Raw genomic sequence first — 14,491 nt, 5'->3', positions numbered from 1 at the left:
GGGGCTGGCGGCCGGAACCGCCGCCGTCGCGGCCTCCGCTCCTGCCGCCGCCGCGACCCCGGGGGCCGCCGCGGCCGCCGCGATAAGTGCTGCGGCCAGGACGCCCCCAGTCACTGCGTTCCTCGCGGCGACGCTGGTCTTCGGCCAGGCGCGCCAGCTCGGGATTGAGCACCAGACGGCCGCCCGAGGTGTCCTTCGGCTCCGGCGCGGGCTGGGCGTCCGAGGTCGGGTCATCGCTGACGGGTGCGACCTCGTCGAAGGCCACCTCGGTGGCGAAGAGGTCGTAGAGCTGATTGCCGGCCATCACGTACTGCCACAACGGGACGGGGCGGTGCTCGGATACCACCACCGAGGTGGAACCGCGCACCGTGTCCAGCCAGGCACCGAACTCCTCCGCATTGGAGACGGTCGCGGACAGGGAGACCAGCTGCACATGCTCGGGGAGGTGGATGATGACCTCCTCCCACACGGCCCCGCGGAACCGGTCGGCCAGGTAGTGGACCTCGTCCATGACCACATAGGCCAGGTTCGTCAGCGTGTCGGAATCGGCGTAGAGCATGTTCCGCAGCACCTCGGTGGTCATCACCACCACCTCGGCCTCGGAGTTGATGGCGGTGTCCCCCGTCAGCAGGCCCACCCGGTCGGCCCCGTAGGTGGACACGAGCTCCTGGAACTTCTGGTTGCTCAGCGCCTTGATCGGCGTGGTGTAGAACGCCTTCTGGCCGTGGACCAGGGCGAGGTGGATGGCGAACTCACCGACCACCGTCTTGCCAGCTCCGGTCGGGGCGGCTACCAGGACGCCGTTGCCGGCCTCGAGTTCACGGCAGGCCTCGGCCTGGAAGGGGTCCAATTCGAAGCCCAGGGTGGTGGTGAACCGGCCCAGTTCAGTCCGGGCGTCTGCGGCCCGGCGCCTAGCGGCCGCGTAACGCTCCGCGGGACTCGGCTGGCCGGTGGTGTTGTCCGCGGAAGGTGCCATGAGGCCAGCCTAGGACATGGCCGGGTCCGGCCGCCGACAGGACCGGCAGAGCCCGGCTGGCGGTTGACGGGCGGTGGGTGACGGGGGCCGGTGCCTACAGCTCGTCGAGGGGCCTCGGACCCGTGGTGAGGTAGTCCTCGTTGTCCTGCTCGGCCTTGGCGGCACGCTTGGCCCGCCGTTTGTCATTGAGCAGGCAGATGACGATGGCGACGCCGAACAGCAGGACCAGCGGCATCGCGAGGTAGAACATCGTGATGGCGTCCGAGCCCGGGGCGGCCAGTGCGGCGATGAGGGCGATCAGGAAGATGGTGATCCGCCAGTGCTTGATGATCTGACGCCCGGGGAGGACGCCGATCATGTTCAGGCCGACCAGAACCACGGGCAGCACGAGGGCGAAGCCGAAGGCCAGGAACAACCGCAACACGAAGGGAATGTAGACGTCCGCCGAGATCACGTTGGCGGTGCCCTCCGGGGACAGCCCCACGAAGAACTGGACCGCCTCCGGCAGCACGAGCCAGCCCAGCAGGACGCCCAGGATGAACAGCGGGACGGCGGCCCCGATGAAACCCAGGGCGTAGCGCTTCTCCTTCTTCTTCAGCCCCGGCACCACGAAGGCCCACACCTGGTACAGCCAGACGGGGCTCGAGATGACCAGCCCCACGAACAGGGCGACCTGCAGCATGATGTCGAAGGGCTGCCCCACGGCGCTGAAGGACACCGTGACGATGCGGCCCTCGTCGGAGAGTCGGTGCACCGGGTCGATCAGCGCCGAGAAGAAGGGCTGGTAGATGATGAACCCGACGATCGCGCCCAGGGTCAGGCCGATGCCGGCGATGATGAGGCGGTTGCGGAGTTCCTTGAGGTGGTCCTTGAGGGCCATCTCCCCGGCGGGGTTGTTCTTGCGCGCGGCCCGGGTGACCTTGGTGTGCTTCGTACGGGCCGCCTTGGGAGCAGACGTCATGGAGGCGGTGACCTGCTACTACTGCTGGTCGTTGGTGCCGGTCTTCCGACCGTTCCGCGTGCCGTCGGCGTCACCGTTGACGATGCGGCCCTCGACGGCGTCTGAGCCCTCGGGGTCCTGGCCGTCCGCGGTGGCTGAGGTGTCCCTCTTGCCGGTGCCGTCGTCCTTCATCTGCTTGACCTCGGACTTGAAGATTCGCATCGACTGTCCGAGGTTGCGGGCCATCGCGGGCAGTTTGGGGGCCGCGAACAGCAACAGCGCGATAGCGATGATGATGACGAGTTGCCATCCCTGAAGTCCAGCCATGGGGAGCGTCCTTTCGATTGAACGTTGTCGAGTTTACGTCACGCCGCAGGTCCGGTGCCCGTGGAGACACCCGGTGACGGTGAATTCCCGGTGACGTATCCGGTTCGGGCACGCTGGAGCCAATCGACGGTGGATTCGACGAGCTCCTGGGGGGCCAGCACCCGGAACTCCCCGCCGAACCGGGCCGCCTGCGCGTGGGCATAGTCAGCGTGGGCGAGCCTGACCTCCGCGATCACCGAGCCGTCCTCCAGGACGGCGGACCTCTCCGGATCGAATCCGGCGGCCAGGTCTCGGATGCGGTGGGCGAAGTGGATCGTCACGGCGGCCTCGTCACCGTGCTTGGTGAACAGGCGGTCGTCCACGGGCAGGCGACGGGAGTCGAAGGTCTCCCCGGTCTCGCAGACGGCGGCGATCCGGTCGAGTCGGAAGTTCCGCCGGCCGTCGCTTGACCGGCACCAGGCCTGCAGGTATCCGTGGCCGCCCTCGCTGGTGATGCGCAGGGGCTCCACCGTGCGGGTGGAGGTCGCGTCCCTGGTTGCGGAGTGGTAGTCGATCGAGAGCAGGGTCTGTTCGCGGACGGCGGCGTGCAACCGGCCGGCCAGTTCGGTGAAGGGACCGAAGTCGAATCCGGCCACGATGCCGCTTCCTGCTTGTTCCACCTCGGGGCCGGACACGGCCAGGATCTTGTCCAGCGCCGACGCCGTGTCCTGCCGCTCGGTATCCGTGAGTCCCGGGATGCCCGCTGCCGCGCGGAGGCCGATGGCCAAGGCGGCGGCCTCCGGGACGCTGAGGCGAAGGGGGCCGGAGAGCCGTTCGGCCTGGGAGACGCGGATCCGCCCGTCCTGCTCCAGGACCTCGAACTGCTGCCCGGCGAACTGCCGTTCGGGCATGCCGCAGAACCAGAGCTCGTCCAGGATGGCGGTGAGCTCACGGTCACTGACGTGGAGCCGCTCGGCCAGTTCGGCGCGGCTGATCCCGTTCCGCTGGTTCGCCAGTCCTATGGCGTCCACTACGGCGGCGACCTTGTCACGGTCCGTCCTGCGGTTGCGGCGCCGCGTCGGGGTGCTGAGCGTGTAGTCCGGCCGTGCCGCCAGATGTGCAGCCAGGGCGCCCTCGAGCAACGTCACGACGGCGGCCCGCAGCGGGTCCTCGACGTCCGGAAGCCGGGCCAGGGGCCCCGCCGCGGCGATGCTCCCGGCTAGTTCCGCCGGGCGGGTGTAGGTCACCCGGACCTCGTCCCAGCCCGCGGGCACCGTGGTGGGATTGTCCGTGGGCTCGGCACCAATGCGCAGGTGGACGGCCCGTCCGGTGGCCAGGTGCAGCACGGTGGACGCCGGCTGGCGTTGCCCGGAGACCACGTTGTGGACCGCCTGGACGTCGAAGTCGACGGGCCGGAACGGGGCGCGGTCAGGGCCGGAGCCGGCCGCAGCCAACCGGGGCTCGGACTCGAACCGGGTCAGGCGGAAGGTGCGTTGCTCCTGCCGGTCGAGATCCCAGCCGACTAGATACCAGACGCCCGTCGGGTTGGTCAGCGCCCACGCCCGCACGGTCCGGTCCTCGGCGCGCTCGGCATTCACGGTCCGGTAGCTGAAACGCATCACCGACTGGTCGCGGACCATGTCCCCGAGTTCCGTCAGGTAGCGGTCTGCTCCGGCCAGGCGCACCCCGAAGGCCTCATGGTCGGAGCCCGACCTGGCCTCGAACCAGCCCTCCCCCGCGTCCACCCGGCCGAGGGCCCGGACCACGGCATGGCCGATCTCCGAACCGGCCCAGGCGGATTCTGCCCTCATCAGGGCCAGGCGCTCCCCGTTGGTGAAGGGGACTGCCGGCAGGTACATCCGGTCCTCGTCGATCCGGTAGCGGGTCTCCCCGCCTGGTTCCGAGGACTCGAAGCCGGACTCGTCCTGGACCGTGAAGGACTCCAACGGTACGCCGATGCCCTTCAGGATCTCCTTGTCACGGGTGAACATCTTCTCGAATGCCGCCGCCGATGGGGACAGCGCGTAGGCGTCCACGGAGGCGAGCAGGTACTCGCGGGTGACCCCGCGGCGGCCACTCGCCAAGAGTACCCACAGGAGGGAGACGATGCGCTCCGTGGAGCGCGCTGGCGATGCGGCGGACACGGTGGGTTCAGTTGATCCCGACGAGGTCCACCACGAAGATCAGCGTCTCGCCCGGGCCGATCTCGCCGCCGGCGCCGCTGTCCCCGTAGGCCAGGTTCGGCGGGATCTCGAGACGGCGTCGGCCACCGAGCTTCATGCCCAGCAGGCCGTCGTCCCAGCCCTTGATGACCTGGCCGACGCCGACCTGGAAGTCCAGTGGCTGGCCGCGGTTCCAGGAGGCATCGAATTCGGCACCGGTGGACCAGGCCACTCCGAGGTAATGGCAGGAGACCCGGTCGCCGGCTTCGACGGCCTGGCCGGAGCCCTCGGCGATGTCCTCGATGACCAGCTCTTCCGGCGGGTTGTCACCGGGGAAATCGATCTCCGGGCGGGTGCGGTCATAATTGCGCTGTCCGAAGGACATGGGTTTCTTCCTTCCAGAAGGTCGGGTACAGATCAGTTCCGCTTGACACTGCGGTCCGTCCCAGACTACTCAGACTCGGGGGCCGATTCTGAGGGGGCCGGTTCGGTCGACTCCGGTGCCTCGGTGGGCTGGGCCGGGGCCATGGAGTGCAGGATGTCCACCACGAAGACGAGGGTCTCATTGGGGCCGATTCCCTCGGTGCCCTCTTCGCCGTAACCCATCTCCGGCGGGACGACAAGAAGCACCTGGGAGCCGACCTTCTGGCCCTGCAGTCCCTCGGACCAACCGGCGACGACGCCACTGAGTGGGAATCCTGCAGGCTCACCGCGCGACCAAGAGGAGTCGAATTCCTCGCCGTCGGACCACTTCACGCCCTTGTACTGGACGGTGACGTGGTCACCCTCACCGACCTCCTCGCCGTCGCCCTCGATGAGCGGCTGTACGACGAGGTCGGCCGGGGCATCCCCTTCGGGTTCGGCGATGGCGGGTTCGCCGGAGTCCTCGTTGAGCGTGACAGCCGGCAGGGAGTCGTCGGTGACCTCGACGGATTCACCCTCGGCGCGCGCCGGACGGACGTCGGCGATCTGGAAGACCATCAGCTGGTCCGGGGCCCCCTGGCCCATCTGGGCTCCGGGCATGAAGAAGGAGATCTGCGCGCCGACCTTGTTCTGGTCGAGCATGTTGTACAGGACGTCATTGCCCTCCTTCAGGGTGTCGTTGAGGAATACGGCCTCGGAGCCCTGAGTGAAGTTCTCGGCGGTGACCTCGCCGGAGGCCGGATCCACGATGGCAGTCTGCACCAGGGCGATGTCGCCGTCATTGACGTCCGCGCCGTCGCCGTCCTTCAACACGCGCGAGGAGATCTCCTCGGCCTGGATCTCCCCGTCCACCGTGACCTCGGGGGCGCCTTCCTCGTTGAGCTCCAGTGACACGGGCTCCAAGGCCTCGATGTCTCCGGCGCCACGTGGCTCCGGGGCGGCACAGCCGGCCAACAGCAAGGCTCCGACGAGGGACAGGGACAGGGGTGCGGCGGTGCGAGACCGGCGCGATCGGGACACGGTGCGGGACATGGGATCCTTCGGTAGTTCGGGGCGGGGTCGAACCCCGGGGCGAGAAGGGCGGCGGGCGTGAGACCCAGGCCGGGCCATCACCCGGCCCCTCCAGTTTGTCACGTCAGACTGAAGAGACGCTGGATGGGTCGGGCTTTTCACCTGCCGCGTGGCGCAGCTGACCGAGGAGCGCATCGAGCCGATCGGACTCGGTCTGGAACGGGTCCTTGATGCTGATGGCCTGGAGAGGTCGGTCGTTGAGCTTCAGGTGGGTCCAATCGACCGAGTAGGTCTGGCGCGCGTCCCGCGCGGCGCGGATGAACCGGCCCCGCAGGGTAGCGCGCGTGGACGGTGGCGGGTTGTCCACCGCGTCCTCGATAACGGCATCGTCCAGGAATCGTGCGGCGGCTCCGCGTGACTGCAGCAGCGAGAACAGGCCACGGTGGGGCGTGATGTCGTGGTAGGACAGGTCGAGTTGGGCGATCCGTGGCGCATCCCAACCCAGGGAGTTCTTCGCGGCGTACCGGGAGAGGAACCGGTGCTTGATGGCCCAGTCGATCTCGGTGTCGATCTGGGAATAGTCCCCGCTCTCCACGGCGTCCAGCGTGCGCTCCCACAGATCGAGCACGGCCGGCACCCGATCATGGTGGGGTCCCTGGTCCCGCACGAAGGAGGTGGCCTGCTCCAGGTAGTGACGCTGCAGCTGCAGCGCCGAACGGTGCCCACCGTCGCGCAGCTCGAGCTGCGCGGTTCCGGTGAGGTCGTGGGACACCTGTCGGATGGCCCGGATGGGGTTGGCCAGCTGGTGGTCGCCCAGGGGTGTTCCGGCCTCGATCATGCGCAGCAGCAGGTCGGTGGCCCCGAACCGGACCAGCTGGGTGGTCTCGGACATGTTCGAATCCCCCACGATCACGTGGAGACGGCGGTACTCGGCGGCGTCCGCATGGGGTTCGTCCCGCGTGTTGATGATAGGACGGGAGCGGGTGGTGGCGGAGGAGATGCCCTCCATCACGTGGTCTGCTCGTTGGGAGAAGGCGAAGTGGGGTTCTGGGGTTCCGGGCGGTCCCCCCGCCGTTCCGTCGGTTCCGGGTTGTCCTCCGTCGCCGATCCCGGAGGGGGTGCCGATGGCCTTGCCCGCCCCCGAGACAAGTTGCCGGGTGATCAGGAAGGGGATCAGCGCCTCGGACAGCCGGCGGAACTCGGTCCGGCGGTTCAGCAGGTAGTTCTCATGGGAACCGTAGGAGTTCCCTGCGGAGTCCGCGTTGTTCTTGTACAGGTAGATGGTCCCGGTGAAGCCGTCGGCCCTCATGTGCCGGGTGGCCTCATCGATCAGTTCCTGCATGACCCGCTCGCCGGCCTTGTCCACCGCCACGAGCTCGTCCAGGGTGGAGCACTCCGCGGTGGCGTACTCCGGGTGGGACCCCACGTCCAGGTACAGCCGGGAGCCGTTGGCGACGAATACGTTGGAGGAACGGCCCCACTCGACCACGGGACGGAACAGGTACCGGGCGACCTCCTCGGGCGTCAGCGGCCGTGTTCGCGGATGGGAGTAGTGCACGCCGTATTCGGTCTCGACGCCCATGATCCTACGGTCCATGCGGGCTACTGGCCGCCCTTCTGGACAAAGCCCTTGACGAACTCCTCGGCGTTCGTCTCGAGCACCGAGTCGATCTCGTCGAGCAGACTGTCCAAGTCCGCGGTGCTGGTCTGTCCCGCGGCGCCCGTGGGTGCTGGCGAGGGATCCGCGTCAGGACCGTTGACGGAGTCTTCCTCGCGCTCGAAGGATGAGCCGTACTGCTGTGACATGGTCGCTCCTGGGGGTGGTGATGGGGGTGTCTATCGGTGAGAGGATTCAGCGGTGTCCGTGACGCCGTGGCGGGCCGGCCTGCACTCGGGCCAAGGCCTCGAGCAGCTGCTCGTAGGAGCCCTCCGCCGCCGGCTCCTCGAACACCCCGGACAGCTGTTCTGCCGAGCCGGCCAACGGTTCACGCTGATGGAATCGGTAGAGCGGACCCTCGCCGTCCTCTCGCACCAGGAGAGTATCCCAACTGGCCCCGACCACATGACGTCCGAATACATCCACCGTCCGGCCCCGTGCCCAGGCCCGGGTGTCCCGCGGAGGCGAGCCGACGGCATCGCGAATCCTCTCGTCCGGCACCAGCCGGCGGATCGAGCCACGGCGCAGCATGGCCTGGTAGAGCCCCTTGTCCGGGCGCAGGTCCGCATACTGCAGGTCCATCATGCCGAGGCGGGGATCGCCCCAGTCCAGGCCGTGGCGTTGACGGTATCCGGACAACAGCTGGTACTTGGCCACCCAGTCCAGCCGGTCGGCCATGGCGGCCGGATCGGTCCCGAGGGTCTCGATGGACTCCCGCCAGGCGTTCAGCACGTCCAGCGTGGCCTCGTCCCCCATGCCGAAATGGTGGACGTGCCGCTCGGCGGCCTCGAGATAGACCCGCAGGATCTCCAGTCCGGTGGCCTCACGGCGACCGCTCGGGCCAGCACCCTCCAGGGGACGCACCAGAGTGACGGTGGCCTGCAGGGTGGGATCGTGGCTGATCCGCTGCAGGGCCGCCACGGGGTCCATGAGTTCCACGTCCGGCGCGGTGCCGAGCTCGATCATGGAGAGCACGAGGGCGGTCATGCCGCAGCGCAGCCACGTCGCATACTGAGAGAGATTGGCGTCCCCGATGATCACGTGCAGCCGGCGGTACCGGTCGGCATCGGCATGTGGCTCGTCCCGCGTGTTGACGATGGGCCGCCGAACGGTGGTCTCCAGGCCGACCTGCTCCTCGAAGAAGTCGGCCCGCTGGCTGATCTGGAACCCGGGGCCCGCCCCTGTGACACCGAGCCCGACGCGGCCGGCCCCGCAGATCACCTGCCGGGCCGTGAAGAACGGCACCAGGCGCTGTGCCAGCTCATCGAAGTCCAGGCCGCGGCTCACCAGGTAGTTCTCGTGGGCGCCATAGGACACCGATTTGTTGTCAGTGTTGTTCTTGTACAGCAGCACCTGGGGCTCCCCCGGCGCTGCGGCGATGCGCTGCGAGGCGGCCAGCACCACCAGGTCACCCGCCTGGTCCCACACCATGGCGTCCAACGGGTTCGTGGTCTCGGGTGAGGAGTATTCGGGATGGGCATGGTCCACGTAGAGGCGGGCCCCGTTGGGCAGGACCAGGTTCGTCAGCAGGTGCACGGGACTGCCGTCGGCGCCCATCAGTGGCTGATCCGTCAACTGAGAGGGATGGGCAGCCGAGCGGGGCAGCCGCCAGCCGCGCGCGTCCACGAGCGGGGATTCCTCCCCGTAGTCCCATTCCGTGCCCGCCACGGTCCCGCCTTCGGAGGTCACGAGGTCCGCATAGGCGTTGACCACCTCCACGGAGAGCACCGAATGCCCCGCACCCGGGTTGGCGGGGGCGTGGACGCCGTACTCGGTCTCGAGGCCCATCACCCGGTGCACTCCCCACCCGGCGGTGTCGCGTCCGGCCGGAAGCGTGGCATCGACAGGGACCAGCCCGTGCCGGTCCGCCACCACGGGCCCGACGCCGGCCCCACTGTCAGGGGGTGTGGGCACATGGGTCACTGTGACTCCTGCTGGGAGGCGCTCGCCGTCGTCGTGCCGGGGTGCTCTGGGATGCCAGGAGTGCGGGTGTGGTCGGTGGAGGTCAAGGTGGGGCGGGAGCCTGCGGAGTCCGGGGAACTATGGCGGATCAGCATGCGGATCCCGGCGACCCGTCCGCCGCGGTGACCGGAGACCCGGGCCCACTCCTCGGGGGACGCGTTGTTCGGGAGGTCCTCCTGCTCGGTGAACTCCTCCCGGACGGCCTGCACCAGGTGCTCGGTCCGCAGCCCCTTGGCCTCCTCGGCGGAACCGGCGGACAGGTAGTCCTTGATGGCCTTCTTCTTGGCCCGGTCCACGATGTTCGCGATGACGGCACCGGAGGTGAAATCGGCGAAGTACAGCGTCCGGGTGGTGCCGTCCAGGTAGGTGACCTCGAGGTACTCGGTCTCGGGGCCGCGGGTGAACAGGTGGTCCGTCACGGTGGCGATCATCGCCATGATGGTGTCAGCCCGGCTGCCGTACCGCTCCAGCTCGGTGGCGTGCAGAGGCAGGGCGGCGGTGAGGTATTTGCCGAAGATGTCCGCGGCGCCCTCAGCGTCCGGCCGGGAGACACGGATCTTCACGTCCAGTCGGCCGGGGCGGAGGATCGCCGGATCGATCATGTCCTCGCGGTTCGAGGCGCCGATGACGATGACGTTGTCCAGGCGTTCCACGCCATCGATCTCGGCCAGGAGCTGGGGAACGATCGTGGTCTCCACGTCCGATGAGACGCCGGAGCCGCGGGTGCGGAACAACGACTCCATCTCGTCGAAGAACACCACGACCGGGTAGCCGTCCGAGGCCTTCTCGCGGGCGCGGGCGAAGATGGTGCGGATGTGCCGCTCCGTCTCCCCCACGTACTTGTTCAGCAGCTCAGGGCCTTTGATGTTGAGGAAGTAGGAGCGGCGCTCCTCAGTGGAGCGGGCGGCCAGGGAGGAGGCCACGGCCTTGGCGATCAGGGTCTTGCCGGTGCCAGGAGGTCCGTAGAGCAGGATGCCCTTGGGGGCCTTGAGGCCGTGCTCGCGGTACAGGCCCGGGTGCAGGAAGGGCATCTCGATGGAGTCACGGATCTGTTCGATCTGGTCCCGCAGGCCTCCGATGTCCTCATAACTGACATCCGGGAGTTCCTCCAGGACCACGTCCTGGACCTCGTTCAGTGGGACGACGTCGAGGGCCTGGCCGGTCCGCGAGTCATAGGTGACGGCGTCCCCCACGCGGATGCGCTGACCCGAGAGACGGTGCGACCGGCGCACCACGCGTTCCTCGTCTCCCCGCCCGACGACGACCAGCAGGCCGTCGTCCATGGTTTCCTTCACCCGGACCAGCTCCCCGGCCCGTTCGGCCTCGAGCACGGACACGATGGTCAGGGACTCGTTCAGCAACACGTCGGAGCCGGGGGTGATCCGGGCGGGATCCAGCAGGGGTGATGCGGTCACCCGCATCCGGCGGCCGTTGTGGATGACATCCACGCCACCCTGCACCGTCGCCGCGATCTCGACGCCTTCGACGGGTTCGCGGGCCGGATGGACCTCCAGAACCGTGGCGAAGGCGAAAGGTGCCTCCCCGTCCAGCTCCAGGGCAGCCTTGAGGGTCGCGATCTCGTCCCGGGTCTCCTCCAGCAGGTCGACCATGCGGCGGTTGTTCCGGGCGGCGGTCTGCAGCTGGTACTCGAGCGTCCGGTTTTTCTCCACGAGGGTGGAGGCGCGACGCTTGGCCGCATCCAGCTGGTGCGTCAGGCCGGACTCCATCGGTGTGTTTCCGGTGGTGGTGGGATCGCTCACGGATACCTTTCCGGCCGACCGGATCGGGGAATGCCTGAGGTCAGCCTTACCTATCCATCCTAAGCCTGTCCGCGAACGCTGTGGCGCGCTTGGCTGGTGGCGTAACGACGTCTCCGACCTCCGGCGGGTGGATGGTCCGTCGGTCAGTGGTCTGCCGGGTCGTCCGGTTCCACCGGATTCGTTGCCACGGCCGGGCCCTCATCGAGATCCATGTCCGTGAGGTGGCGACGCGCGCCCTTCTGCTCCATGGACGCCGCCTCGCGAGCCGCCTTACGCGCCTTCTTGTCCGTCACGGGGCGTTCACCCAGGGCCTGCGGGGTCCAACGCGACTCGTCCGCCGGCTGCCAGGCCTCCACGTCCACGGCCTTGAACTCGGAGACCTTGGAGCGCTTCTTCAGCGCCAGGGCCTCCTGGCCGGTGGCCAGGCGGCGGCAGACCAGCAGGAAGCCGGTGTGGGCGACCATGCGGTGATCGGGTCTGACGGCCAGGCCGTCGAGGTGCCAGCCGCGGACCATGGTCTCCGAGGCCTCGGTCTGGGTGAACCGCCCGTCCTCACGGATCGCCTCGGCCACGCGGGAGAGCTGGGTGGCGGTGGCGACGTAGTTGATCCACACCCCGCCCGGCGCCAGCACCGTCGCGACCGCATCCAGGCATTCCCAGGGCGCCAGCATGTCCAGCACCACACGGTCGACGGAACCGGGTTCATGGACCGCGGTCATCTGCTCCTGCGCATCGCCGAGGTGGATCTGCCAAGCCGGGTGCTCCCCGCCGAAGAACGTCTGCACGTTGGCGCGAGCCACGTCCGCGAACTCCTCGCGGCGTTCGTAGGAATGCAATTCGCCCGCGTCCCCCACCGCGCGCAGCAGGGAGATGGACAGGCCCCCGGAACCGACGCCGGCCTCCACCACCCGCGCACCGGGGAAGATATCGGCCATCTGAACGATCTGACCGGAGTCCTTGGGGTAGACGACGGTGGCCCCGCGCGGCATGGACAGGACGAAGTCGCTGATCAACGGGCGCAGGACTTGATATTCGTGACCAGCCGAGTTCCTCGCCACCACGCCGTCCGGGCCGCCGATCAGGTCGTCATGGTGCAGGACGCCCTGGTAGCTGTGGAACTGCCCGCCCTCCGTGAGGGTGATGGTGTTCAGGCGTCCTTTGGCGTCCTTGAGCTGGACCCGCTGGCCAGGGCGCAGGGGGCCACGGCGTTCGTTGACGCCAGTGGGGCTGGAGATGTCGGTCATGCGGCGGTGATCTTTCTGGTGGGTGGTCAGGGTCAGGGACGACGGCCCGTGGTGAGCCACTGGACCACATCGGGTTGGAGGAGCACGCCGCAGACGGTGCCTTCGGGCGCCAGGACAGCGTATTCCGCACCGTCCACTGCCGCGAGCCGGTCCACCAGGGGGCGTCCGGCGTCGGTGGCGCGGACCACGGCGCCATGGGCCAGGGCCCGGGCGGTGGCCGCAGCCAGGACGGATGAGGCGTCCCGGTCCGGGACGCGGGCCAGAGCGGTCTCGTCCACAATGGCCTCTGGCTGGCCGGTGGGGGCCACGAGCACCGCGAGCGTGCCCGGAAGCCGGCCTCGGACGTCCGCCACCGTGGCGGTGTTGAGCAGGCCGACGGCCGGATGCATGAGCTGGGCGGCTGTCAGGCCCGGGACCCGCAGCCGGAGCTGGGCGCCGCGGATGGACTCAGTGGCACCGGTCCAGAGGAAGTAACCGACCATCACCAGGATCACGATCAACGGGATGTCGGCTGGCCGCCCTTGCACCAGGGGCACCACCACGACCCCAACTATCAGGGCCAGCACGATGATGCGTCCGGCCCAGCCTGCGGCGATGGTCCCCTTGTCCTGATCCCCCGTGGCCGCCCACACGGCTGATTCGACGATGCGGCCACCGTCCAGCGGGAGGCCCGGGAGAGCGTTGAAGACCGCCACCAGCCAGTTCGCGTAGGTGAAGATGCCGAGCAGCAGGCTCCCGACGCCGTCGGGGGCCCACGTCACCATGAGCAGTTGGCCACCGAGGGCCAGCAGAACGTTGGCGGCGGGTCCTGCCAGCGCCGTGACGAGGGAGCGGCCCGGCGTGGCCTGGAAATTGCCGAACTGGGTGTGGCCGCCCCACAGGTTGAGAACGATCTCCGTGGTGGGCCAGCCGAACGCCTTCGCGCTGGCGGCATGGGCCAGCTCGTGGACCAGGACCGAGAGCAACAGGAGCACGGCGTAGAGGAAGGCGATCCCATAGGCACCGAGCCCGAGTTCGGGGAACAGTCGTTGGACCTGAGGCCCGAACAGCACCACCACGAACAGGGCGATGAGCGTCCAACTCCAGGACAGGTAGACCGGAACCCCGATCAGTGAGCCGAGGCGGAGCTTCCCGCGGCGGCCGGAAACGGGCTTGAGGGCGTCGCCGCTCACGAGGCCGCCGACATCCGCGCCGCCACCGCGGCGAGGTCGCGGGGGGTGCGGCCGGCGAGGGTGGTCCACTTCTCCCACCGTGGGTCATCGGGCAGAGCGAGGACGTGCGGGACCGCGACGACGGCCAGGCCAGACCCGGCGGCGGACAGCAATCCGGGCATCGAGTCCTCGACCGCGATGCAGGCGCTCCGGTCCAGGCCCTCGTGGCGGCGAGCCATAACGTCCAGTGCCGTGACATAGGGCTCCGGGTCCGGCTTGCCCCGCAGGACCATGTCCCCCGTGACGAGGAACTCGAGTGAACCGGTGGGGACGGACTCGGCGATCACGGCGGCCAACGGGGCGTGGGACATAGTGACGAGGGCACAGGGCACGGCCGCATCCCGCAACGAGGTGAGCAGTTCCCGCGCACCGGGGCGCCACGGTACCGAGCGGCGCACGCCATGGGCCACGTCAGTCATGGTGCGCTCGATGATCTCCCCCACGCTGAGCGTGACCCCGGCCTCCTGGAGCAGGCCGGCTCCGTGGTCCAGCGCCTGGCCCACCAACCCGTGCGCCAACTCGGTGGTCCACCGCCCACCGGCGGCCTCCACGAGGGCCCGCTGGCTCTCGTTCCACAGCGGTTCGGTGTCCACGAGGGTGCCGTCCATATCCCAGAGGACCGCTGCGGGCACCGCCTCCGCGGCGGGACCGTGATCGGGCAACGGGGTCGACTGGCGGTCCTGGGGGCGCGGAGCGCCTGCGGAGGATCGGATGGGCATGCCTCCCAGTCTAGTGGCGCACGGACGGGCTCCCGACGAGGGTTGGCCCGGAGAGTTCAGGCCTGGCTCACGTCCGGCACACGTCTGGCACCCCACGTTCACACGGGTCTAGGGTGGCCA

13 protein-coding genes are annotated in these 14,491 nt (G+C 68.8%); all 13 read right to left on the bottom strand.

All coding sequences use genetic code 11. From position 1 onward, the window contains the following. A partial coding sequence (locus ABD134_RS04595; RefSeq protein ID WP_344227090.1) for a DEAD/DEAH box helicase occupies positions 1 to 976 on the bottom strand: 976 nt, incomplete at its 3' end. 94 nt (positions 977 to 1,070) lie between these two features. Continuing rightward, a complete protein-coding gene (gene tatC / locus ABD134_RS04590; RefSeq protein WP_378108351.1) occupies positions 1,071 to 1,937 on the bottom strand; it encodes a twin-arginine translocase subunit TatC in 867 nt (288 codons plus the stop codon). An 18-nt stretch (positions 1,938 to 1,955) separates the two neighbouring features. Beyond that, positions 1,956 to 2,243, bottom strand: coding sequence for a Sec-independent protein translocase subunit TatA (gene tatA / locus ABD134_RS04585; protein WP_344227089.1), 288 nt, complete (start codon positions 2,241 to 2,243; stop codon positions 1,956 to 1,958). A 38-nt stretch (positions 2,244 to 2,281) separates the two neighbouring features. Further along, positions 2,282 to 4,366: a helix-turn-helix transcriptional regulator gene (locus tag ABD134_RS04580; protein WP_344227088.1), complete on the bottom strand. Its 2,085-nt coding sequence runs from the start codon at positions 4,364 to 4,366 to the stop codon at positions 2,282 to 2,284. Positions 4,367 to 4,373: 7 nt separating this feature from the next. Next, a complete protein-coding gene (locus ABD134_RS04575; RefSeq protein WP_344227086.1) occupies positions 4,374 to 4,769 on the bottom strand; it encodes an FKBP-type peptidyl-prolyl cis-trans isomerase in 396 nt (131 codons plus the stop codon). Between the two features lie 65 nt (positions 4,770 to 4,834). Continuing rightward, positions 4,835 to 5,839 (bottom strand): FKBP-type peptidyl-prolyl cis-trans isomerase, encoded by a 1,005-nt coding sequence (locus tag ABD134_RS04570; RefSeq protein ID WP_344227084.1) that lies wholly within the window; start codon positions 5,837 to 5,839, stop codon positions 4,835 to 4,837. A 103-nt stretch (positions 5,840 to 5,942) separates the two neighbouring features. Next, complete coding sequence (gene pafA / locus ABD134_RS04565) at positions 5,943 to 7,415, bottom strand: Pup--protein ligase (protein ID WP_344227082.1); 1,473 nt, start codon at positions 7,413 to 7,415, stop codon at positions 5,943 to 5,945. Positions 7,416 to 7,420: 5 nt separating this feature from the next. Next, a complete protein-coding gene (locus ABD134_RS04560) occupies positions 7,421 to 7,624 on the bottom strand; it encodes a ubiquitin-like protein Pup (protein WP_344227080.1) in 204 nt (67 codons plus the stop codon). Positions 7,625 to 7,670: 46 nt separating this feature from the next. After that, complete coding sequence (dop, locus tag ABD134_RS04555) at positions 7,671 to 9,263, bottom strand: depupylase/deamidase Dop (RefSeq protein ID WP_378108461.1); 1,593 nt, start codon at positions 9,261 to 9,263, stop codon at positions 7,671 to 7,673. Between the two features lie 131 nt (positions 9,264 to 9,394). Then, entirely contained in the window at positions 9,395 to 11,164 is a 1,770-nt protein-coding gene (gene arc, locus ABD134_RS04550; RefSeq protein WP_344227697.1) for a proteasome ATPase, read from the bottom strand. Positions 11,165 to 11,340: 176 nt separating this feature from the next. Beyond that, positions 11,341 to 12,441, bottom strand: a complete 1,101-nt coding sequence (locus ABD134_RS04545; protein WP_344227076.1) for a tRNA (adenine-N1)-methyltransferase — start codon at positions 12,439 to 12,441, stop codon at positions 11,341 to 11,343. Between the two features lie 32 nt (positions 12,442 to 12,473). Next, positions 12,474 to 13,613: a site-2 protease family protein gene (locus ABD134_RS04540; RefSeq protein WP_344227074.1), complete on the bottom strand. Its 1,140-nt coding sequence runs from the start codon at positions 13,611 to 13,613 to the stop codon at positions 12,474 to 12,476. Beyond that, the gene (locus tag ABD134_RS04535) at positions 13,610 to 14,371 is read right to left on the bottom strand and encodes an HAD family hydrolase (RefSeq protein ID WP_344227072.1); all 762 of its coding nucleotides are present in this window, start codon (positions 14,369 to 14,371) and stop codon (positions 13,610 to 13,612) included. The genes ABD134_RS04540 and ABD134_RS04535 overlap by 4 nt, the downstream gene beginning before the upstream one ends. Positions 14,372 to 14,491: the final 120 nt, after the last annotated feature.

It is taken from the genome of Citricoccus alkalitolerans, from assembly GCF_039528175.1.
Lineage (GTDB): Bacteria > Actinomycetota > Actinomycetes > Actinomycetales > Micrococcaceae > Citricoccus > Citricoccus alkalitolerans.
This window is presented reverse-complemented; position numbering and strand designations above follow the sequence as displayed.

Coding starts and splice junctions, on each gene's coding strand:
- tatC (WP_378108351.1), bottom strand. CDS start 1,937: ATGACGTCTGCTCCCAAGGCGGCCCGTACGAAGCACACCAAGGTCACC.
- tatA (WP_344227089.1), bottom strand. CDS start 2,243: ATGGCTGGACTTCAGGGATGGCAACTCGTCATCATCATCGCTATCGCG.
- ABD134_RS04575 (WP_344227086.1), bottom strand. CDS start 4,769: ATGTCCTTCGGACAGCGCAATTATGACCGCACCCGCCCGGAGATCGAT.
- ABD134_RS04570 (WP_344227084.1), bottom strand. CDS start 5,839: ATGTCCCGCACCGTGTCCCGATCGCGCCGGTCTCGCACCGCCGCACCC.
- pafA (WP_344227082.1), bottom strand. CDS start 7,415: ATGGACCGTAGGATCATGGGCGTCGAGACCGAATACGGCGTGCACTAC.
- ABD134_RS04560 (WP_344227080.1), bottom strand. CDS start 7,624: ATGTCACAGCAGTACGGCTCATCCTTCGAGCGCGAGGAAGACTCCGTC.
- dop (WP_378108461.1), bottom strand. CDS start 9,263: ATGGGCCTCGAGACCGAGTACGGCGTCCACGCCCCCGCCAACCCGGGT.
- arc (WP_344227697.1), bottom strand. CDS start 11,164: ATGGAGTCCGGCCTGACGCACCAGCTGGATGCGGCCAAGCGTCGCGCC.
- ABD134_RS04545 (WP_344227076.1), bottom strand. CDS start 12,441: ATGACCGACATCTCCAGCCCCACTGGCGTCAACGAACGCCGTGGCCCC.
- ABD134_RS04535 (WP_344227072.1), bottom strand. CDS start 14,371: ATGCCCATCCGATCCTCCGCAGGCGCTCCGCGCCCCCAGGACCGCCAG.